General features: G+C 63.7%; 14 protein-coding genes, 1 rRNA gene and 2 pseudogenes (1 of these 17 cut by a window edge). 5 read left to right on the top strand and 12 right to left on the bottom strand.

The genetic code is table 11. From position 1 onward, the window contains the following. Positions 1-1373 (top strand): adenosylhomocysteinase (gene ahcY, locus ACP16H_RS25130; protein WP_425074301.1); only part of this gene is annotated, 1373 nt, incomplete at its 5' end. A gap of 70 nt (positions 1374-1443) precedes the next feature. On the opposite strand, the gene ACP16H_RS25125 is transcribed toward ahcY, so the two are convergent. From ACP16H_RS25125 to ACP16H_RS25110, 4 genes are read right to left on the bottom strand one after another with little or no spacing between them, the layout of a single operon-like run. Further along, positions 1444-2493, bottom strand: a complete 1050-nt coding sequence (locus ACP16H_RS25125) for a hypothetical protein (protein WP_425074902.1) — start codon at positions 2491-2493, stop codon at positions 1444-1446. A gap of 22 nt (positions 2494-2515) precedes the next feature. Beyond that, positions 2516-4540: a ferritin-like domain-containing protein gene (locus tag ACP16H_RS25120; protein WP_425074901.1), complete on the bottom strand. Its 2025-nt coding sequence runs from the start codon at positions 4538-4540 to the stop codon at positions 2516-2518. A gap of 11 nt (positions 4541-4551) precedes the next feature. Then, positions 4552-5895, bottom strand: a complete 1344-nt coding sequence (locus ACP16H_RS25115; RefSeq protein ID WP_425074900.1) for a radical SAM protein — start codon at positions 5893-5895, stop codon at positions 4552-4554. Further along, positions 5882-7174 carry a hypothetical protein gene (locus ACP16H_RS25110; RefSeq protein ID WP_425074899.1) on the bottom strand — a complete coding sequence of 431 codons (1293 nt, stop codon included), beginning with the start codon at positions 7172-7174 and terminating at the stop codon, positions 5882-5884. Before ACP16H_RS25110 ends, ACP16H_RS25115 begins: the two co-directional genes overlap by 14 nt. Positions 7175-7813: 639 nt before the next feature. On the opposite strand from ACP16H_RS25110, the gene ACP16H_RS25105 reads away from it, so the two are divergent. From ACP16H_RS25105 to ACP16H_RS25095, 3 genes are read left to right on the top strand one after another with little or no spacing between them, the layout of a single operon-like run. Continuing rightward, positions 7814-9010 carry an FAD-dependent oxidoreductase gene (locus ACP16H_RS25105; RefSeq protein ID WP_425074898.1) on the top strand — a complete coding sequence of 399 codons (1197 nt, stop codon included), beginning with the start codon at positions 7814-7816 and terminating at the stop codon, positions 9008-9010. A gap of 52 nt (positions 9011-9062) precedes the next feature. Further along, entirely contained in the window at positions 9063-10856 is a 1794-nt protein-coding gene (locus ACP16H_RS25100) for a hypothetical protein (protein WP_425074897.1), read from the top strand. Positions 10857-10871: 15 nt separating this feature from the next. Further along, on the top strand, positions 10872-12116 hold the full coding sequence (locus ACP16H_RS25095) for a peroxidase, FMP-type (RefSeq protein WP_425074896.1): 1245 nt from the start codon (positions 10872-10874) through the stop codon (positions 12114-12116). A gap of 1 nt (position 12117) precedes the next feature. Here the strand turns inward: ACP16H_RS25095 and ACP16H_RS25090 are convergent, their stop codons facing one another. The 8 genes and pseudogenes from ACP16H_RS25090 to ACP16H_RS25055 all read right to left on the bottom strand — a co-directional run. Beyond that, entirely contained in the window at positions 12118-12462 is a 345-nt protein-coding gene (locus tag ACP16H_RS25090) for a hypothetical protein (protein ID WP_425074895.1), read from the bottom strand. Between the two features lie 162 nt (positions 12463-12624). Next, on the bottom strand, positions 12625-13809 hold the full coding sequence (locus ACP16H_RS25085; RefSeq protein WP_425074894.1) for a dynamin family protein: 1185 nt from the start codon (positions 13807-13809) through the stop codon (positions 12625-12627). A 44-nt stretch (positions 13810-13853) separates the two neighbouring features. After that, complete coding sequence (locus tag ACP16H_RS25080) at positions 13854-15974, bottom strand: dynamin family protein (RefSeq protein WP_425074893.1); 2121 nt, start codon at positions 15972-15974, stop codon at positions 13854-13856. After that, positions 15971-17020, bottom strand: coding sequence for a hypothetical protein (locus ACP16H_RS25075; RefSeq protein ID WP_425074892.1), 1050 nt, complete (start codon positions 17018-17020; stop codon positions 15971-15973). Before ACP16H_RS25075 ends, ACP16H_RS25080 begins: the two co-directional genes overlap by 4 nt. Then, on the bottom strand, positions 17017-18969 hold the full coding sequence (locus ACP16H_RS25070; RefSeq protein WP_425074891.1) for a dynamin family protein: 1953 nt from the start codon (positions 18967-18969) through the stop codon (positions 17017-17019). The genes ACP16H_RS25075 and ACP16H_RS25070 overlap by 4 nt, the downstream gene beginning before the upstream one ends. 100 nt (positions 18970-19069) lie before the next feature. Continuing rightward, positions 19070-19426: a roadblock/LC7 domain-containing protein gene (locus ACP16H_RS25065; protein ID WP_425074890.1), complete on the bottom strand. Its 357-nt coding sequence runs from the start codon at positions 19424-19426 to the stop codon at positions 19070-19072. Positions 19427-19892: 466 nt separating this feature from the next. Further along, a pseudogene (locus ACP16H_RS25060) lies at positions 19893-19994 on the bottom strand (IS5/IS1182 family transposase); the annotation flags it as partial. Between the two features lie 543 nt (positions 19995-20537). Next, positions 20538-20813: pseudogene (locus ACP16H_RS25055) on the bottom strand (hypothetical protein); the annotation flags it as partial. An 818-nt stretch (positions 20814-21631) separates the two neighbouring features. On the opposite strand from ACP16H_RS25055, the gene ACP16H_RS25050 reads away from it, so the two are divergent. Then, positions 21632-21864, top strand: a 16S ribosomal RNA gene (locus ACP16H_RS25050); it runs 1218 nt beyond the window's last position.

The following is a 21864-nucleotide window of genomic DNA, read 5'->3' as shown; positions in this document are numbered from 1 at the left end:
TCGTTAAGGACATTGCACTGGCTGATTTTGGCCGGAAGGAACTGGACATTGCCGAGACCGAGATGCCGGGGCTGATGGCTTGCCGGGCGGAATATGGCGAGAGCAAGCCTCTGAAGGGCGCGCGCATTGTTGGTTCGCTGCACATGACCATCCAGACCGCCGTGCTGATCGAAACACTGGTGGCGCTGGGCGCGGACGTGCGCTGGGCCTCGTGCAACATCTTCTCGACCCAGGACCACGCAGCGGCGGCGATTGCGGCGGGTGGCACGCCGGTGTTTGCGGTCAAGGGCCAGAGCCTCGAAGAGCATTGGGATTACCTCGACCGCTCGTTCATGTTCCCCGAGGGCGCGAACATGATCCTCGACGATGGCGGCGACGCGACGCTTTACGTGCTTCTGGGCGCCCGCGCCGAGGCCGGTGAGGACATCCTGCCCGTGCCCCAGTCCGAGGAAGAGGCCGTCATCAAGGCGCAGATCAAGAAGCGCATGGCTGCCAGCCCGGGCTGGTTCACCAAGACCAAGGCCGACATCCAGGGCGTGTCCGAAGAGACCACCACCGGCGTGCACCGCCTGTACGACCTGCACAAGAACGGCCAGCTGCCCTTCCCGGCGATCAACGTGAACGACTCGGTCACCAAGTCGAAGTTCGACAACAAGTACGGCTGCAAGGAATCGCTGGTCGACGGCATCCGCCGCGCCACCGACGTGATGATGGCCGGCAAGGTCGCCGTGGTCTGCGGCTACGGCGACGTGGGCAAGGGCTCGGCCGCCTCGCTGCGCGGTGCGGGTGCCCGCGTAAAGGTCACCGAGGCCGACCCGATCTGCGCGCTTCAGGCGGCGATGGACGGCTTCGAGGTGGTGCTGCTGGAGGACGTGGTGGCGGATGCCGACATCTTCATCACCACCACCGGCAACAAGGACGTGATCCGCATCGAGCACATGCGCGAGATGAAGGACATGGCCATCGTCGGCAACATCGGCCACTTCGACAACGAGATCCAGGTCGCGGCGCTGAAGAACCACAAGTGGACCAACATCAAGGACCAGGTGGACATGATCGAGATGCCCTCGGGCGCGCGGATCATCCTGCTGTCCGAAGGCCGCCTGCTGAACCTCGGCAACGCCACCGGTCACCCGTCGTTCGTCATGTCGGCGTCGTTCACCAACCAGGTGCTGGCGCAGATCGAGCTGTGGACGAAGGGTTCCGAGTACCAGCCGGGCGTCTACATCCTGCCGAAGCACCTGGACGAGAAAGTCGCCCGCCTGCACCTGGGCCGCATCGGCGTGAAGCTGACGCAACTGTCGCCGGAACAGGCCGCCTACATCGGCGTCGCCCCGGAAGGCCCGTTCAAGCCGGAACACTACCGCTACTGAGCCGGGCGGGGCAGGGGCCCTGACCAGCAAGGATACAAAGGCCGGGCGTAAGCTCGGCCTTTTGCCTGCTCTAGGAAACGCCCTCGGCCACAGGGCGCGCCAGCGCATCCGGCACCAGCGACAGACCGTCCAGCCGCAGCGCCGCCCCTTCTGGCCAGTCGAGGTCCGCGAGCATAGCCCGGATCATCGCTCCCTTGCCCAGTTCGGCCCGCCATGCCCGGCTGGTGGGAAAGGCCTCGGCATAGAAGCGCGCGCAGCCGTCGATATGGCTGAGAACCGATGTCACGACCCGCCGGTTGCAATGTCGCAGGGCGTCCTCGGGATGCGCATGGCCAATGACGGCGGCGGCAAGGATCGCCGTGCGGAGCGCGAAGGGCAGTCCCTCGCCGCTGACCGGGTCCAGCCGCGCGCCGGGGTGGCCGACATGCAGCCGCCCTGGGGCGGCCAATGGCACGCGCAGGGCAGGGGCGGCGGGGATCACCTGCACGGTTCCAAACCCGGCGATGGCCGGGGCGACCAGCGTGCTTTGCCCCAGAAGCGCGTCCAGCGCCGCGCCGGGGTCCCGTGGCGGCAGCGGCACCATGGCCTGCACGATTCCGGTCGTGTCGCTGTCCGGGGCGAGGAAGACCCAGCCATCCAGCAGCGACTCCATCAGGCTGCGCGCAGGCCGCATCGGCGCGTTCAGCGAGACCCGCGCCACCAGCATCACCCGGTCCCCGGCGGGGATCATCGGCGCGGCACTGTCGGGGGAATTGACCTCCCACCGCGCCGGGATGTCCGAGACGGGCACGTCGCCGAGGAGGGCAAACAACCGCTCTCCCAGCGCGCGGGCGTCGATCACGAGCGCCTCTTGCCGGATAAGGCGCGGGCGGGGATCGTCGGACCAGAGCACCGCGCGGCCCTCCAGCGGATAGCCTGGCGGTCCGTCCCGCCACAGCGCTGGGAACAGGTCGCGCAGCAGGGACAGCGCCACGTCATTGATGCACAGCACCTGCGGCGCGCCGGGGCCGGGGCGCGGCTCGTCAGGCGCGACAGAGGCCGCGATACCCTTGTCTGCAAGGCAACGCAGCAGCACGGCGGAGGCCACCGACCGCCCGTGCACCCGGACCACGGGCCGCACACGCCCGCCTTTAAATTCGCGCTCAGCGGGCAAGGCGCGACCGCGCGATGGCCTCGGCAAAGGCGGCGTGGATTTCGCCCAGATCCGCGTGATGGGCCGCGACATCGGCCAGCCCCTTCGTCGGTGCGGCCCGCAGGGTCAAGGCCTGCGGAGCCGCCTTTTCCTCGGCCTCCGACAGCAGGGACATGGCACGGTCCAGCAGCTGCATGGCCGTGTCGGCATCCTTGACCGGCGGGTCCAGTTCCCAGCCCTCGGGCAGGGTGAACAGCGGTGTCACGCCCTTCGCGGCCATTTCGAGGTTCACGCTGTGCATACGGAACATCACGGCGATGGCGCGTTGCAGCGCCGGGCCGCTGAGGTTGGCCTCGGGGATGGCAAAGGCGATCTTCAGCAGCATCAGCAGCGCTTGGTAATGGTTGTCTGACAGCTGCTGCATCTGGCCGCCCTCGCCATCTGCCTTGACCGGAACGCCGTAGAGCGTGGCATAGGGAATGTCGCGGTTGGCGTTCGCAGTCCCGTCCCGCCACACGCCGGGCAGGATGTAGGAGGGCAGCTCGCCCCGGCCCGCGTCATCGTAATAGGCAAAGTTCTGTTGCGCGGTGGAAAAGCGCACGTAGTGGCCTTCGCCCTCGTCGACGATCAGCTTTACGATCTCGACTGCCTGACGCCGCACCTCGGGGTCGAGCGCGTCGTCGGGCAGTTGTTGCAGCGAATGCAGGATACCCACGTACATGCCGTCGAGGCCCGCCACGGTGGAGCGGCTGGGGCGTTCCACGTCGATGAACCATTGCAGCTGCGGGCTGGACAGGCTTTGCAGGTAGAAGGGCACCTTGAAGGTCCGCCCAAGCGTCGAGGCCCGTTTTGCCGTGGTCTCGGCCCCCAGCAGTGACAGGATTTCATTGGCCCAGCGGAAGTGGCGCATCTCGTCGATGGCCACGTCGAACACCGTCCGGGCCGAGTTCCACAGCCGGAACATCCGCAGGTCCTCGTCCTTGTCCGGCTCCACCCACGGCACGTCCACCGAATAGAAGGCGTAAAGATACTGCACAGCCAGCGCGTGCTCGACGGAGGCGAGGTAGGTGACCTCGGTCTTGATCTGCTCCAGCGTCAGCACCGGGCCGACAGGCCCCTCGGGCGGCACGTAGGTATCACCCTGTTCGCGCCCGTTCAGGACCGGGCGCAGCTGCTTCCAGTCGTCCATCATCTCGGCATAGTCGATCTCGCGCTGGCGGCGGGCGTTGTAGCCATAGGCGATGTCCTGCGTCTGCGGCTCGACAAAGCGGTTCTTGCGCTGGAAGTTGAGGTATTCGTACTGGCCATCCTCGGAAGAGATCACGTCAGGCTTGTTCGACGCCCAGTAGAAGCATTGGCAGTCGCGGAAGTCATAGGTCCAGGGCGTGCACAGGGTCCGCGTCAGGTCGCCGGGATCATAGACCTCGGGCTGCAACACCCCCTGCGCGTCGAGGTAATCGAGGCGCGGCGCGGTGAGCGCGGCCCAAAGCAGCGTGCCGTTCGGGTCGCGCTCGATATGGCTGGTGCCTTGCTCCATGGCGCTCATCGCCGCCGTCAGGGGCGCGCCCTTGGCGGGTGGCTTCGGCCCTATGGCGACGGACACGTCCCCGGGCATCAGCGCGTTGATCTGCCGCCAGACGTAGAGGCCCTGCTTGCCCGTGAAGTCAAAGTTCACCGTGTTCACCGTGCCCGACAGGTCAGTGACCGCGCCGCGCATGGCCCACATGTACAGGTCGTCCCCAAGGTCATCCTGCGACAGACCGAGGTCGATCCACTGCTGCGCGAGGCTTGCCGGCATCAGCCCGCCCAGCTTGGCCCCCGGCGCGCCGTAGACCTCGAAGTACAGGCCGGGAAAGAACATCTTCTGGATGTTCTTGGCGTCCATTTCCAGACCGGGATAACAGTTGTCCACCCCGTCCTCGGGGCGGGTGACCACCGGGTTGCCCGGCACGATATAGGCGGCACGGGCGGTCAGGTTGCGGGGAAAGATCTTCCATTCGCGCGGATCTTCGGGAGAGGTCGGCAAGCTGGTCATGGCGTGTTCTTTCAATGCGTTGGCGCAGGTTGGGTGGCCGCGCGGAAATGTCGGTCGGGATGGGTGAAATAGCCGGGAGCATGGGTGCTCAGCTCGGCATAGGCGCGCAGGCAGAAGGTCAGCCAGCCGCGCACGTAGTCGCAATGCAGCCGCCCGCGCCGGTCGATCTCGTGGTAGCAGCCGCCGCCGCACAGGTAGCGCGCCCAGCAGCCCTTGCACGGCTCCTGCCGGTCGACGTGGCGACGGTCCAGATGCGCGCGCCGCGTCGCCTCGTCCGGACCCTCGGCCACATCCCCCATGCGCCACGCGGGATCGTCCACCAGCCGGTGACAGCCGAACAGGTCGCCGTCGGCATTGACGCTGAGGTATGCAGCCCCCGCGCCGCAGGGGTAGGGGCGGTGGCTGCCGCGATGGATCTCGTGCAGCGCGGTTTCGAAGTTCGAGAATGGGTAGCGCCGCCCCGCCAGCAGGTGATCGCGCGCGACCTCTCCGCAGCGGATCATCTGGTCGAGAAACCAGCCGAAATCCTCGCGCTGGAATTGCAGGTCGGCGCGGGGCGAGACCTGAACCGGGGCAAAGCCCGCATCCCCCACGCCCAGCGACAGCAGATGGTCGAGGATCTCTCGCAGGTCGCCAGACGCCCGCGTCACGGTCACCCGCGCCGCCACATGCGCCGGGCCGCCATGCGCCATGATCTTCTGCAACCCCTTGATCGCCCGGTCATAACTGCCGCCGCCGCGATGGTCCGGGCGCATCCGGTCGTTCAATTCGCTCCGCCCGTCCAGACTGACCGTCACCATGAAGCGGTGCCTGCGGAACAGGTCCGCATCCTCGTCGCGCAGGGTGGTGGCGTTGGTGGTGATGGTGAACTTGGCCCGCCCGCCGTTCTCGGCCGCGCGCCGCGCCGCGTAGGCGGTAGCCTCATGCACCAGCTTGCGGTTCAGCAGCGGCTCGCCCCCCATGAAACCGACCACCACGTCGGCCTTGGGTCCCGCTTCGGTCAGCAGACGGTCGATGGACTGCTGCGCCGTGTCCAGCGACATGGACCGCGCCTTGCCACCAAAGGCCCCTTCGTCGGCGTAGCAATACTGGCAGCCAAGGTTGCAGGCCTGCGCCACGTTCAGCGACAGCGCCCGCAGCGGCGGCACCTCCGGCGCCTCGGGCGCGATGTAGCGCCGTTCCACCCCCAGCGCGCGCTCGAACCCGCGCGCGTCCTCCGCCGTGCCATGGGCGATCAGATCAGCGACGCGCTCTGCCGTGGCCGCGTCGATGTCGAACAGGCGTGAGCCGTTGGCGGCAAAGACGTGGTGCCCCACGGCGCTGTGCACCAGTCGGAAATGTTCATGCAGTGCCATCGCCGCGATCCTTCCCCGACACGCGATCCAGCCAGGCCCGCATCAGGTTGTACTGTCGTTGCGTGATGGTCATCGGGTTGCTGTCCGATCCCCGCATCAGCGCGGGCATCTGCGTGTCATAGGCCGCCGGTTCCGACGCAGGGTTCCGGATCCACTCGTCGAACAGGTTGGGACGCTGCGCCATGCGTGCCTTGAACACGTCATAGGCCAGGAACCGCTTGTGATTGGCGCGGCCCAGTTCGGTCAGCGGCAGCGGGTGACCGGGGCGGGGCGGCTGAGGCGTGAACGGCTTCTCGGGCGGGGTCTGCAAGGTCTGGTTCGCCAGTTGCGAGCGCAGGTTCTGGTGATCCAGGTTCGACGCCTCCATCGTTTCGCGCACGCGCTGCATGAAGTCGGCGATTTCCATCTCCGTCTCGATCCAGTTCGACCCCTCGGTATAGCCGGGGTCGGACACGTCCTGACGGTCCATCAGGTCGGTCAGCCCGTCCGCGACGGACCGGAAAGGCCGGCGGTCCGGCTGGAAATCCGGCGGGCAGCAGGTAAAGCGCGCGTGCGCCTTCATCTCGCCCCCGGCGACGCCCGCGCCCCTGAGCGTCACCGTAATCAGCCCGTCGTTGCTGTCGTCGAGGAACCCCAGCGACTTGCCAAGCCCTTCGCCCGCCGCCGCCGGTTCCTGTGCATAAAGCCCGCCCGGATTGGTGCGCGGGTCCTGGTCCTTGGTATCGGGATCTGCCGGCGGCACCCATTGTGCCCAGGCGCTTTTCGGGTTCAGCGTCTGGTGGATGCCCTTCAGGAAGCCCTCCACCAGGTAGGCCTCGGGCACAAGCGCGGTCAGGTCGCGCTCGGCGGTGTCCGTCGGGGCGTAGATATGGCCCTTTGGCGGCGTCAGGCGAAGGCGCAGTTCCGGGAAATCGCCGGTGGGCCGGATCACCTGCACCTCGCCCAGCGGCAGGGGATCGCCGCAGACGATGGGATTGTCCGCACCCGAGGGGCTGACTCCGTTCAGCACCGTCTTGCGATGATGGTTGCCGGGCAGGCTGACCAAAGCATCGACATGGTCGCCCTCGGCCCCGGTGTAGTGAAACGCCTTGCGGTTCGCGGCGTGCACACGCCAGGTGATGTCCTCCAGCCCAAGCCCGCAGTGCGCCAGCAGCTCGACCGTCAGCGGCCCCTCTGTGCCGTCGCTCAGCCGCCCGTGGATCTCGAAGAACGGCGCGACCGGCAGCCAGTTCTCGCCGTCGCGGAACTGGATCACCTCCGGCAACCAGGCCGAGATCATGCCCTCGGCATCGACCCGGAAAGAGGTGGTCGGCTTTATGACCGTTTCCGCAGTTCCCCTCGCCGAATAATCATTCGACTCCCAGTGGAAATTTGCCAGCGGTTCCTCGGTCTGACCAAAACGCGCGAAGGCCAGGGGTGGGCATATCCATATTGCTTCTATGACAGCGTTTGTCACAAAATCGCTCCCTTCACGAAAATTTTTCAGTGATGATTGTTTTGGTCAAGGCGACCAATACCAATAATATGTGCACGTAAGGATTGCATTTTGTTGTGATTCTGAAAAGACCTTTACGTAAGGTGACTTTGGTCGGTATGAAAATTTCTCTTTAAATCAGTGTTTTGAGTTTGATTTTTTTGATGTGTGTAATGTTGGTTACACTTTGGGTGAAAAACGTCTTAAACAACAACCCATGCGTGCTAAGGTGACTCTCAACGGCGAGATTCGAGCTCTTGGTGCGGCCGAATATTCTCTGCTGTGATTTTTTTCGCTTGAGATGATGCGCTTTTTTACAAGTGTGCCGCATTTATAATATGCGCTCTGGGTTTATTCGAACGGCGGGAAATTCTCGCCGCGATGAACGAATTGCGGCCAGTTTAATTGGCCGAGCCTTGCCTGACACTGGTTTCGGGGAGACTGATGACTACGCAATCCTACGACCTTATCGTGGTCGGTGGCGGAGCCATCGGCTTGTCGACGGCCTGGGCGGCCGGGCAGTTGGGCTGGCGAACACTCGTGCTGGAGAAGTTCGGTGTGCTCAACAACCTCGGTAGTTCAGCCGGGGCCTCGCGGCAATTCCGCCTGCAATACGCACAGCGCTACATGGCAGAGCTGTCGTTGGCTTCGGTGTCGTTCTGGGCGCGGTTGCAGGGCCATACGCAAAAGACGCTCATCCGGCAGAATGGCAGCCTGTGGTTCGGCGATCCGGCAGTGGACTCGCAGGAAGGCGGGATTTCCGCTGCCGAACGGGTGATGGATACGCTGCACATCCCCTATACGCCGCTCGACGCGGCCCAGATCGAGGCGCAGTTCCCGTTCAAGAACCTGCCCGCAGACTACGCCGGTTTCTTTCAGGGCAGCGGTGGGATCATAGATTTGAAGTCGACGGAGGAAGCCTGCCTGGACGCGGCCCTGGACACGGGATGGGTGGATGTCCACGAGTGGGAGCCGGTCCTGACCATGGAGGAGACCGGCACTGGCGTCCGCGTGGTCACCGCGCACGGCACATATACGGCCGCGCGCATGGCGATCTGTGCGGGCGCCTACGTCAACGAGGCACTGGCGCCGCTGGGCCTGTCCGCAGGCATCGACATCTGGGAGATGTCTTCGGCGTACTTTGCCCTGACGCAGCCCGCCGCGCATCTGCCAACGTGGTTCGTCTTCCAGAACCCCTCGGACAGCGCGCTGTTCTACGGCTTCCCCGAGGTGGACTGGGCACACCCCTGCTATGTCCGCGTCGCCACCGACTTCCCCGACAGGATCATCACCGACCCCAGCCAGCGCAGCGGCACCCCTAGCCCCAAAAGCCTCGCCCTTGATGCGCAGTGGGTGCGGGACCACATGGTCGGCCTCGACCCGGAGCCGCGCTTTACCGCCACGTGCCTGATCGCGCTGGCGCAGAACAGCAAACGCGAGCTGCTGCTGGATTACACCCCGGCCTGGGGCAGTCCGCACAGCAACATCGTCACCTACACGGCGGGCTGGGCGGGCAAATACATTCCGATCCTTGGCGACATGATCGTGCGGATGCTCGACGTGCCGCAGACCGAACTGACCTACGGCGACTACACGATTCCGCTGAAACATTTCTCGATTGACTGGGGCCGCCCGGAGTGACGCGCGCCACGGACCCGCGCGCCCATGCGCGTTGCACAGAACCGGAGGACACATGACCACATACGCAATCTTCGGCGCGGGGCCGTCGGGCCTGTATACCGCGTGGCGCCTGATCACCAGCGGCAAGGCCACGCCCGACGACAGCATCACTCTATATGAGTGGGGCATCTACGATTTCGAGGGCACCGGCCAGTACCGCCAGCCCGCAGGCCGCATCTGTTCGCATCACGTCAGCCTTCCCGGTCAGCCGCAGGACCTCGACGCCAGCTACATCGAGATCGGCGGGATGCGTTTCATCGAGTGGGACGGGCAGAACTACGACAAGGATGGCAAACCCGCCGAGGGCCACCGCATGGTCAGCCAGGTCATCCGCGACCTCGGGATGCAGGGCGACGTGGTGGACTTCCTCACCACCGACGACCCGCTGTTCTTCCTGCGCGGCCAGCACTTCTATCAAAGCCAGCTGGGCAATGGCGTCCTCGCCCCTTACGCCACGCCGGGCAACAACGCCCATCCGGCCTCGGACCTGTTCACCAGCATCTCCGGCCTCATCACCGGCCAGACCGACCTGACCACCCGCGCGCAGCAATGCGCCTGGTATGCGAAAGGCGCACTCCCCGCGAACTTCAATTCCTTCGTCTACCAGCCGGGCAGCATCGCCTCGAACGTCGGCTACTGGAACGTCTTCTACGATCAGGCGGGCAACGAGGGCTTCAACTACGCCGCCGACGCGGGCGGCTACAGCTCCAACGTCATCAACTGGAACGCGGCGGACGCGGCGGTCTACAATGGCGAATTCGCCCCCGGCGGCACGTTCAAGACCCTCGCGGGCGGCTACTCGCGCCTGTTCACCCAGCTGTTGCAGCAGACCATGCAGGCGGCGGGCGACCGCGGCATTCCCATCGTGCTGGAACAGGGGCGCCGTCTGCATTCCATCGTCACCCGCGACGGGCGGCCGGAGTTCCTGCTCGCCAGTGCCGACGATCCGTATAAGCCCGACGGCCCGCCGCAATCCGCCGACGTGGCCTTCCTCGCCATGCCGCCCGAGTCGGTGGAACTGATCGCGCAGGCCACGCGCTACGTCACCTATGATGCCGTCGACTTCCTCAACGCGCCGAACGTGGCGAACTACCTCGACGCGGTGATAAAGCAGCCCTCCTACAAGGTCGCCATGTTCTTCGACAGGCCGTGGTGGGCTGACGACTCGGTCCCTTACAAGCCAAAGGTGGCGGAGGGGGCCGGGAACAGCGCCATCTTCGGGCCGACCATCACCGACCTGCCGCTGCGCCAGATCTACTACTTCGGCAACAACGCCATGCCCGGTTACGGCGGCAAGCCGCTTTACGGCCTGCTCGCCTCCTACGACGACGAGCAGTTCATCACCTTCTGGCGGCAGCTGGAGCTGTCGGTGGACCAACGCCGGCAGGAAGCCGATTACCGCAACCTCCAGCCGCTCGACGGCGGACAGGCCGCCCCGCCCGAGATGGTGCGCATGTTGCGCCTGCAACTGGCCAAGGTGCATTACGGTGATCCCGATGCCGCCTACCAGATCCCGCAGGCGGTCGGCACGGTCTTCATGGACTGGGGGCGCAATCCCTTTGGCGCGGGCTACCACGCATGGGCGGCGCATTACGACATATGTAACGTCATGCAGACCATCCGCGCCCCTGCCGCACTGGCGGGGGAGGCCGGCGCTCAGGTCTACCTCGTCGGTTCCGCCTTCTCCAACGATCAGGCCTGGGTCGAGGGCGCCTTCTGCACTGCCGAATCCGTGCTGGTCGATTTCCTGGGTCTCGACCCACTGATCGACACCTCTGTGTATCCCCTGATCTGTTCGTCCTGCTGAGAAAGGAACTCCCCAATGGTCGCCATTCCTCCTCCCTATTCCGAAAAGGTGCTCGAAGAGCAGGGCAAGCATGCGGATTACGGTGTGCTCAGCCTGCTGGTCGGCACCTGGGTCACCCACAATCCGAACAAGGAAACCTGTCGCTACGGAGTTCACACCACTTGCCTGCCGTCGCCGGGAACGAACTCCGAGCAGATACCGGGCAAGTTCCATTTCCTTTGTCAGAACTACGTCGAAGAGTTGACCTTTACCAAGGTTCCCGGCGGTGTGCGCAACCGCGCGGGCGCGAACGAGCAGTTCTGCGGCGCGCTGAAATATGACACCGCGATCAAGGACACCGACGGCAACCTGTTGCACGAAGAAAACGGCATGTATCTATGGTTGGACGACATCTTCAACCACCCGGCGGACGACCAGAGCGTCGAGGAAGACATCGGCTACCCGGAGCTGGCGTCCGGAGACGGCGCCAAGGGGCCGGTCTACGTGCCAAACTACTCGGTTTGCCGCAGTGGGGTGATCCCTCATGGCAGCACCATGATGATGTTCGGCAAGGTGACAGAGGTCCTGCCCCCCGAGGGCCAAAACTACCTGCAGCCGCCGTTCCCGACGGGCAATGCCACCTGGAACCCCAAGTGGCTGTCCATTTCGCCGACCATGGGCGGGGCGGGGGCTTCGATCGCGAACCCCATCAATCTGGACGATCCCGCGCCATCCTGGGCGTTCGACAAGTCGATGCCCGCCACTGATCCCAGCGGCAACCGGACCTACACGCAGCGCATCCTTGCGCACGATCTTTACCCTTACTCGGTGCGACCTGATCTGGCGCTGCGCGATGCGCTGAAGGATCAGAAGCTGAAAGGCTACTTCCTGATCGAGATGGACACGGAGGAGAACACCGGGCCGAAAGGGGGAATCCTCAACACGCCGATCGTGCGCAAGTATGTCCCGGTGGTGAAGATGAACATGCGCATGTGGATCGAGGTGCTGGAGGAGGACGGCAAGGAAGTGCTTCAGCTGCAATACGAGCAGGTGGTGGATTTCGAATTCCACTTCGGCACAGATGGCGGCGTCACACGGTGGCCGCATATCCAGGTGAACACGCTGCGCCGCAAGGAACCGTTGCACGGCACTGTCCCCGCGAGGCCCGACCGCCAGGCCTGGACCCGGCGGGACAAGCGGGACGATGACACGCTGAACGACAAGTGGGGTGTGACCATCAGGCACGGCAATCCGCCAGAGGACACGGGCTGTGGCGACTGACCTATCCTGTCGCGCGCCGCTGGGCTGTTTCGTCCTGCGGTGCGCGTCGTTTCGGAGCAGTGCGGGACTTGGGAGCGTCCAGCGTCTGCAGGCGTTCTTCGAGCATCTCAAGGCCGCGCGGCTTTTTCACGCGGAAGCGGATGATCCGTTTGAGTTCCGGATAATGTCGCCAGTTCCACGAGGAATATTCACCGCCTGACACGCAGGCGATTTCGCGGCTGGCAAAGCCGAAGCCGTCTTCGCTGACGACTTCCACGATGGTGCCGGACGGCAGGGGGCAGCCCTTGCCGTCGTGGATCACCCACGGTCCCCAGTGTTCCCCACCGGATCGCTGTTGCGCAGTCATCTTCGAGCCCCCCAAGGCCAAAGGTCACGACCACGGAACATGCATTCCCGTGACCGCCTTTTCCAAAGGCTATCGCCCGCGACCCGCAGCTCAAGGGCATATCCGGCAACAATCCGCGTCGCATCGGGAAACGCTGCCTTGACGGGCGCGCCGAGGCTGTTTTCAGCTCGCGTCCTGAAGAGCCTCACGCATTTGCTCCATCATGGTCTTGGCGATGCCTGCGCTGAAACGGCTCGCGTCGGCCAGAACGAACAGCACGCCGCCGTCGGGAAAGATCTCGCAGGCGATGCGTGTGCTTGCGCTGGCGAAAAGCAGGCTTTCCGGCGAGACTTGAATCTCGTGTGTTGCATAGGCCGCAGCCTGTCGGGACAGGGCGTGACGTAAAGCCCCGGCGGTTTCATGGGCGCGATCCTGCGATCCGCTCAGGACCTGGCACTCCGAGCCGAGCCAGCCTGCCACGGACCCCGATGGCAGGCGGTCTATCAGGGGTGCGAGGGCCGACAGTTTGTCCTGTGACAGTGGGGCGAGCAGTGGGGCAGGCGGCGGCGAAACTTCAGACGACCGCCGAAAGGTCGCCAGGTCCACGAGGTTCTCGATGGCGCTGTCGTCCGCCGTGTCGATCGCCTCGCGGGGGCGCTCTGCCGCGATTCTCGTCAGGACGTCCAGGATCGATGGCGCACCGCTGCGCGCCCAGTGGTCCTCGGAGGTTGCCGTGGCAGCCAGCGTGCGCGTGGCACCATTGAGCAGCAGGCACTCCGCGAACATCTGGCCGGTTTCTCGGCGAATCCGGCCAAGCAGCTTCTCGCGATCCTTGGCGCTGCGCAGCTTGTCCGCGCGCGAGACGACGATGAGCCTGTCCTGAGGCAGGGTCTCGCCGAACCGCGCGAGGATGGTTTTCTCTGTCAATCGCCACGCCTGAGAGGCAATGGTCACCCAGATCAGAACATCTGCACGGCGCATCGCGTCGAGGTCGGCTTCGGTGATCTCTTCGGCGACCGTGATCGGCAGCTCTGTCAGTTCCAGGTCCGCGATCTGTGGGGCGTCGGTCCAGAGGATCACGTCCTCTGCGCCGCGCAGGACATCCGGCCCGTCGTCGGCACCGGTCGGGCGCTTTGCACCGCCGGGTTCACGCACCTCAAGCGCCGGCTGCGCGCCGTGGCGCACGGTGATGCGGGGACGCATGGACTGACCGATATTGTCCGGCAGGAAGGGACCACGCAGCAGGGCATTGATGACCGTCGATTTGCCCGCGTTGATCTCTCCGCAGATCAGCACCCGCAAGGGGCGGTATGCCGGAACCGACAGTGGCAAGGACAGGTTCAGCGTCGTGCCGGCCGGGGGCGTCACAAGTGCCTTCTCGGCAAGGGGGCTTGCGTGGCTCGTCATGTCGGTCAGGCGGCCTTTGCTATCTCGGTGCGCTTCAAGGCGCTGTCCACGGCGGCATAGTTCAACAGGCGGCGCTCCAGCACTTCCATCTGGCTTTGCAGTCGCTGCACCAGACGGCGTTGCAGGTCTGGATCGGTGGCGATGCGCTCCATTTCGGCCTTGTCCTTCTTCAGGCGGTGGGTGCGCTCCGAAAGTCCCACGTCCACCATCCGCAGCAGTACCCGCAGGCGATCCGCTCCGGCGCTGGCGCGTTCCACCTGTGCTTCGTTGAAGGCGGCGAGTATCTTTTCCACTGCCGGGCGCATCTCGGCGGCGGCGATGGTGCGCAGCGCGGCCAGCGATTTTTCGACATTGACCGAGGGGCTTTTCCAGAAGGCCCAGCCCCGGTCCGAGATCACCTCGACCCGCAGCGATCGTCGCGACAGGGTCAGGGTCGAGCTGAACCCGTTGTGCGGCAGCTCGTCCAAGGTCACGTTCTCGGCACTGTCGTCATAGGTGTCACGCAGGGTTTGACGGCAGGCTTCAAGGCAGTTGCTCAACACCACGTCCGTCCCGGCGCGGGACTTGTCGAAGGCATTGCGCACCTCGGTTTCCATCTGCGCCTGCAGTGCGGTCACGTCGATTTCCAGCGCCTTGTCGGTGCCGCCGCGGATGTTGTCCTTGAACAGCCGATCTTCGAAGACTTCCTTCTGGGCGTCGACGAATTTCTCGATGCCCGAGAGCAGCTGGCTTTCCAGCCGCGACCAGGCTTTGCTCACGACCTTTTCGACCTGCGCTTCGGCGCTGTCGATGTGGCCTTCGATGGTGTCGTGAATCGCGGTCAACCCAGAGATCTCGCGTTCCAGCTCGGCGGCGGCATCATGGGCCACGTCCACGCTGATGCTTTCGACCTGCAATTGCAGAGAGCCGCGTTCCCGCTTTGCGGCGAATTGGGCACCGCTGATCTCGGCCCGGATGTCTTCGCGCAGCTGATCCAGGAAGCGCCCGCCGTTGCCGTTGTCGATGACCTCGGACAGCACGGCCCGCAGGCGATCCATGCCCGTTGCCACCATCAGCCGTTCGTCGCGGTCGCCCGGCACCAGCCGGTGCTGCGTGGCGATGTAGGCGGCAAGCTCCTCGCTGTCCAGCGCGGTGCGGATGTCCTCTGCTTCCTGATCGTCCCGCAGACAGAGGTCGGCCATCCAGGCGCTGCCCGCCACGATGCGGAAATCGATGTCCGGAATCGCCCGACGCAGGCGGGTGGAAACGTCCGCCATGACGCGCGGCACCTCGGTGGCGTAATCGTCCAGCTCGTCGATCCGATTGACGAAGATGATGACGTCCTTGTCATCCTGTTCGGCGAGTATGCGGATCAGGGCAATGTCCACCTCGGTCAGCGGCTGGTGGGCCGAGAGGACCATGACGAAGACGTCGGACTTGTCGAGGCTGCGGCAGGTGAATTCGTCCCTGACCAGGAAAGGGTCGTTTACCCCCGGCGTGTCCGTGATGATCGTCGGGACCATGAAGCCCGGCACTTTCATATAGACATTCGCCACCTTTGTCAGCGCGGCGTAACGGCCAAGCGACTCGCGCTCCAGCCCTTCGTCCGAGCCGGGACCGGCACAGACGTAGCGCTTCAGCAGGTCGGCGGTGAGAAAGTCGTAATCGTGATGGCTGCCAAGCAGGGTGTGGTAATGCTTGCCCAGCCGCTTCTGCGCCCGGTCGCGCATCTCGTCGCTCTGCTGACGGAGCAGTTCAGTGTCAAAGCCGGGCAGCAATTGTTCGGTCAGGGCCCGTATCTTGGAGCCGCCGTTGACGATCTCGTCCCAGTCGCTTTCGTCGAAGAACTCGAAGCGCGCACCGGACATCGGATCACCCGCCATATTGATGCGGATGTTGGTCACCACGGAGGTCCATGGATTGATGTCCGAGGGCAGGAAATCGTGCTGGTGCAACAGCGCGTTGACGAAGGTCGATTTGCCCGCCTTGACCTGACCGATTACCGCGACACGTGCCGCCCAACCGTCGAGCCGGTCCTGCAAGGCCTGAAAGGCGGGGCGTCCGGCGCGGTCCGACATGCGGTCCAGCTGGTGCAGCGTATCGCTCAGGACGTCCAGTTCCTGGCGCTGGTTCGGAGCGATCTTCATGGTGTTCTCCTACTCGATACTGGGGCGTGGGCGCGATCGGGGCGCAGAGTCGTCGGGCGTGATTTCGGAGGCTCGTCGAGCAGCGTGATGAGCCTGTCGATGCGGGCCAGAAGGGTGGCGACGTCATCATTTTGCGACCCGCCGCCAATGTGTTCCCAAAGTCGCCTGACCGGACCTTTGCGGTCGCCTCCGTTGATGGCATGTGCCTGCGCTGAGGCGGCCGGCTTCATGGTGACGGGCGCGGTCGTGGCGGACGACTGGGCGGAGACCGGCTCGGCTGCGGGACGCACGCGGCGGGGCGATGTCGGCTGAACCGGGATTGTGCGGCGCGCCGCTTCGGTTGCCTTCTGCACGATTGCATTGTCGGCGCCGGGCAGGGACGCCAACCCCCGCGCCAGACCCTGAACATGTTGCCCGATGCGCGCGAGATCGGTCTCGCTGAGAAGCGAGGCCACCATCATATGGGCAAAGAAGGGGGCCGCCTCGCGTTGGACCCGGCGCAGCACACGGTCGGTGGCACGCTGATCGGGCAGGCGGTCGGCGTGGGTCAGCAGCAACGTCGACGTGCGGCGCAGCGCCATCGGCATTTCCTGCCAGACCGATTTTTCGCTCTGTCGCCAGGCCTGCGTTGCGTTGCTGCACCAGATGACCGCGTCGGCGTAGTCCACCATCACTTGCCAGGTTTCTGGCGGAATGTTGGGATCGGAGTTTCCGGGCGTGTCGATAATGTCAACCTGTTCAAGGACCGGCGCGGGATGCGCCAGCACGCCATACCTCGTGTCGGACAGGTCGAATTCGGTGATTGTCGACACTTCTCGCGTCCCGCCATCGGGTTGCACCGCCATCCGCAGATCATGGCCGCCGATCAGCCAGATCGGGGGCAGGGCGGTGGACGTCACGTTGGAGGGTAGGATGTCCGCACCCAGCAAGCCGGTTATCAGCCGGGTCTTGCCCGCGCTGAATTCTCCGGCAATCAGGATACGCGGCTTGCGGCGGCCCTGTGCGGGCGGTTCTGTCAGCCTGTCGGGACGAAGGACGCGGTTCATGCGCTGAGCCTCCGCTCTTGGGTGGCCTTGCGGTCCACGTCCTGCGCGCAGTCGAGGATTGCGCGCGCAAAGGCAGTCTGGTCCATGGCGAAGGTTTCAACGATGTCGCGCGTGCGTTGCACGGCCGGGTCGAAGAAACCGGTGATGAGCTCGTCGATCAGCGGCGCGATTTCGGCCTCGATCATCGCGGCATACCGCTTTTCAGCGGCGCGCTTGCTGCCGAACTTCCAGAACTTGCGCCACCACGGCCCTTCGAGGTCCAGCGACAGTGTGCGCGCCAAGACGGTCGGCGCCTTGTGCTGCGGCTGTTCAGGGAACTCGATGGTGGCGCTGTCGCGGAAGACGCCGAGATCGTCCTGCAGGATGGTCTGCATGCCGTCCAGCACGTCATCGAGGCCAGTTTCACCTTCGCGCCGCAGCTTGGCAGTGGCAGAGGTAAAGGCCGTCTTCATCGCCATGCGCAGCGAGGTAGGATCGTGCTTCCAGGCATCGAATTCGCCATAAACATCGATGTGCGACTGCAAGGCGCCGATGGCAGACTGAACAAAGGTCTCCTGTCCGCGCTCCAGCCTCTCGCGCAACTGCTCGCGCAGAGCCTTCACGCGGGTATCGAAGCCGTGCAGTGCAGCGTCGCGCACATCCGCGGCCTTCAGCGACAGTTCTGCCGGACCAAAGCCCGCGCGTGCGGCACTGCTGCCTTGCGCCGCGATGTTCTCAACCGTTTCGCTCATATCGGCGATTGCGTCGATCTCGGTCTGCACATCGGCCAGAAGTGCTTTGCCCGGGCCCTCGACCACGCGGCGCGCGATGGCGCGATGCAGCGCGGGAACGCCGGAGGCCTCCATTGCGGCAGTCCGCAAACTGTCGTCCGTGGACAGGTCGAACAGTCCCGGCATTCTTGCCAGCGCGGCGCGCGCCGTGGGAGTCATGGTGCATTCGGTGCCGAGGGCACAGTTGGCCCAGTAGCCGCTGCCGAACAGGATCTCGACACCCTCGGGCAGGCCCATCCGAGACAGTGTCTTGCGAATGGAGTCGGTGATACGGCGCATCTCTGCAGGCGGATCCTGCAGCTCGTCGATACGGTTGACGAAAATCAGCACTTCGCGCGCCTCGACCGCGCAGATGATCCGCAGCAGGGCGACATCCATGGTGGACAGTGCCTGATGCGCCGACAGGACCACCACACACACACGGCTGTCGCTGATTGCATTCAGTGTGATCTGCTCGCGCATCATGAAGGTATCGTTGACGCCGGGCGTATCCCGCAGGCACAACCCGCGCGGCAGTCCAGGCAGATCGACGTAGAGGTCGGCGGATTTGGTCAGATCGGCATAGACACCTTCCTGCGCGCCCTCGGCCATGTCCTCGGGGTCGCCGTAGCAGATGTAACGGTCGATGGTGTCCTTATCTAGGTCCGGATAGGCGTGGCTGTCACCCAGAAGCGAGGCGAACTGGTCGCCCAGCCGTGCCTCTGTGGTGTGGCGCATCTCTGTGACCTGTGCGCGTACGTCGTCGGCTTCGCGGGCGAATCCTGCGCGTTCGGCCATCTCGCCCAGCCGTCCGCCGGTGGCGACCAGACGGTCCCATTCCTGTGCGTCGAAGAACCGGAACAGCGCCCGCGTCCGGGGCGGCCGGTAACGGCTGTTCAGATGCAGCGCCGTGATGACAGAGGTCCACGGGTTCACATCCGACGGAAGAAGGCCCACCTCGCCGATGAGCGCATTGAGCAGCGTGCTCTTGCCCGCCTTCACCTGCCCGATGACGCTGACGGACGGTTCGAACGACCGGATCCGGTCGAGCACCCGTTCAATCGGTTCCTCGACAAAGCCGTGACCGACCTCGGCATACTCGGCGACGGAGGCCTCCATATGGTCGAGCGTCTGCCAGAACCGGTTCAGTTCCTCGAACCCTTCCTGGTGCTTCTGTCGTGCGGGGGTGGCGTGGGCCATGGTGTCTCGCTTGGTCGTGGGGCGAATGCGGGAAGGTCCGCTACAAAAGGGGGAAAGCGGCCGCGCGCATGAGGGACGCGCGGCGGCTTCCGTTGCGGTCTCAGACCTTGAGTGTGCCTTCGACGCTTTTGACCTTCAGGCGTGCCATTCCGAGGTTCGAGGCGGACCGGTCTAGGGCGACGTATACGAAGACGGCCGGATTGGCAGCCAAGGGGCGGATCAGGTGAATCTGTTGGCCCAGCGTGATCAGGATGTCCTCGATGGCATCGTTCAGCCCAAGCGCCTTCATGGCGGCGTTCTTGGCGCGGACCACCTCTGTGTTGGCGGCGCCGGCGGCCTCAAGGTCGAATTTCGTGTTGCTGGTCTCGCTGGCCAGCATCAGTCCGGTATCGGAATCGACGAGGCAAGCGCCGATAAAGCCGGAGAGTTCTTTCAGTGCGGAGAGGTTGGTCGACATTTCAGGAGTTCCCGTTTGATGTATTGCGATTTCCTTATTTTTCCGGGAGTTGTGTCGAAATTGTGTTTGGTTAACGACTCATTAAGGCGGCTTTATGGGTGTTCCGTCGCAGAAGCGGATCGTTGCTGCGCTTTTTTCTGGTAGTGCGTTGTAAAGATTTCATAAAATCAGAAGTCGCACAACGGCGTTTTGGCGCGGGCAGGGGTTTGACATAAATGCAATTGTGGCGTTGCAAAAATAAACTGCGTACATCTTTTGGGGGTGAGGGAGCGAATTTCCCAAAATTTTCCGGGCGGCTCAATTTATAATTGAATTTCTGGAGCAGGAGTCTTTTGGGCTGAAATCCTGTGACTCCATTTGATTGACGCAGCAACCTAATAATGGCGTCGTATATCAAACATTGTTTCACGTCAACTTGTTCCAGGCGACGTCCCCCGACTCTACTGGGCTCAGGACTCATCGCCATTCATAGCCAGAAGATGACGATGGCGGCGCGGAAGAAGACCGGGTCCCAGTCGTCGCGTGTTGCAACCCGTCGCCAGTCCTTCAGGCGCCCGAACATGATCTCTCATCGCTGCCCGTCAGGGCAGCGATGAGAGGGGCGGTTTGCTGCAAAGACGGAGGTGACGATGCTCGGATCGGTCAAGGTGGCGGGATCGCTGTTTGGCTCGTCGACCTTGACGAGTGAAGTGAACCTCGAAAACCGGATACCTCGCCAAGCGTACCGTCGACGATGACGAGGAAGGACTGCATGGTTGCCAAACCGAAGAATTACGGTGCTGAGTTCAAGGTGAAAGTGGCGGTTAAGGTGATCCGCGGCGGGCGGACGGTCGCCGAGTTGGTAGCGACGCACGGTATACCTCCACTGTCGGCGCGGCATTCACCCTGCGAGACCCGCGATACGAGACCCCTTCGGGCAAGGCCGAGGCGTAGCCTGCAGATAAAGACAGCGAGAACGAAAAGCTCCAAGTCCCGCTCGCCTATCGCACATGCCCGCTGGCGCGATAGGAACGATCGGCCAGTTGCGTGTGGAATGCGATTTTTTATGAAAGGAAAACCAGTGAAGGCGCCATTGTTTCATGCCCGCAGGTGAGCAGACGGTGAGCATAGCCCGGAGGGGAGAGGTGATCGATCCACGGCGGGCCGCTCCGAACAGCACGTCAATCGTCAGGCAGATCTGACTGGCGGGATCGCTGTTGCTCTGCTGGCGGGCAGGCCTGCCTGTCGGCGCGGCATCCCGGGGTCGAACCACTTATCGGGACATTCCTCCGGAACGCCCTGCCGGTCCGGGAATCGTCAGCGTGCCCCTGCGCTTGAGCGCTTCCTTATAAGCTGGCCTGTTCCTGGTCCTGTAGGTCGGGAGGGGCGGTCCGCTCGAGCGCCCCAGCTACCACCCTGAAATCAAGAGATGAAACCCTTCCAGAACTTTCGCGACAAAGCCGTCTGGAGGAGGGATGCGTATGAGCTCTTCGCGACCACACATACTATATGTCCAAAAATGCCATCTGGATGTGCGTGGTGGGCACGCTTCCTCCGATGCCGGCGCGAAGCGCTCGGCGTCCGTGAGGAGGGGATTCTCTTGAGTCTCCAGTTCTGGACGTTCTGACAGCGTGTAAATGGAAGCCGACTGTCCCAACAGGCGTCAATCAGAATTCCATTAAGTATCTGTTTTTGAGAGCAAAATACCCAAAGATAGAGGATTTTTGAATTTTCTTGGAAAAACCGCTTGCCAGTCGGGACGGCTATACGTAAAAGCCCCTTCACCGGCGGCGCTGAGGTGCTGGTTGGGACGCGGAACGGAGCGGATGTGACGCTGAGAGGCGGGACTGAGGCGAAGGGAAGCGGAGAAAATCAGAGGCATTGACGGGCGGGCGCGCCGGAAGTTAGGGCGCACCGGTTCGGTTTTTGTCTCTACGTTATTTGACATCGCTGGTATCTGAAGAGATATGTGGGCGGCTCTGGTCCGATCGATGGATCAACCCTCTCATATCGACTTTCCTAGGATTTAGGTCCGATGATGGAAAGGTCAGCTTCACTGTTTGAGCGGCTTTCGGTTTCTGATGAAACCTGAAGCACGTTATCAAACAGATGACTTCCAATACGTATCCTTCCTTAGCCGGGTGGATATAGGCGCGGCCCCAAAGTTGCGCTGAGTATTGGAGATGTGCAGAGGTTCGAACGTCAAGGATACGCGGTAACGCGTTTCAACTTGAGAGTTTGATCCTGGCTCAGAACGAACGCTGGCGGCAGGCCTAACACATGCAAGTCGTGCGCGCCCTTCGGGGTGAGCGGCGGACGGGTGAGTAACGCGTGGGAACGTGCCCTTCTGTTGAGGATAGCCCCGGGAAACTGGGAGTAAAACTCGATACGCCCTTAGGGGGAAGGAAGGATCGGCCCGCGTCTGATTAGGTAGTTGGTGGGGTAATGGCCTACCAAGC

It is taken from the genome of Sagittula sp. S175, from assembly GCF_049800975.1.
GTDB lineage: Bacteria > Pseudomonadota > Alphaproteobacteria > Rhodobacterales > Rhodobacteraceae > Sagittula.
Note: the sequence above shows the minus strand (reverse complement) of the source record. Positions and strands in the feature narration are given on the sequence as shown.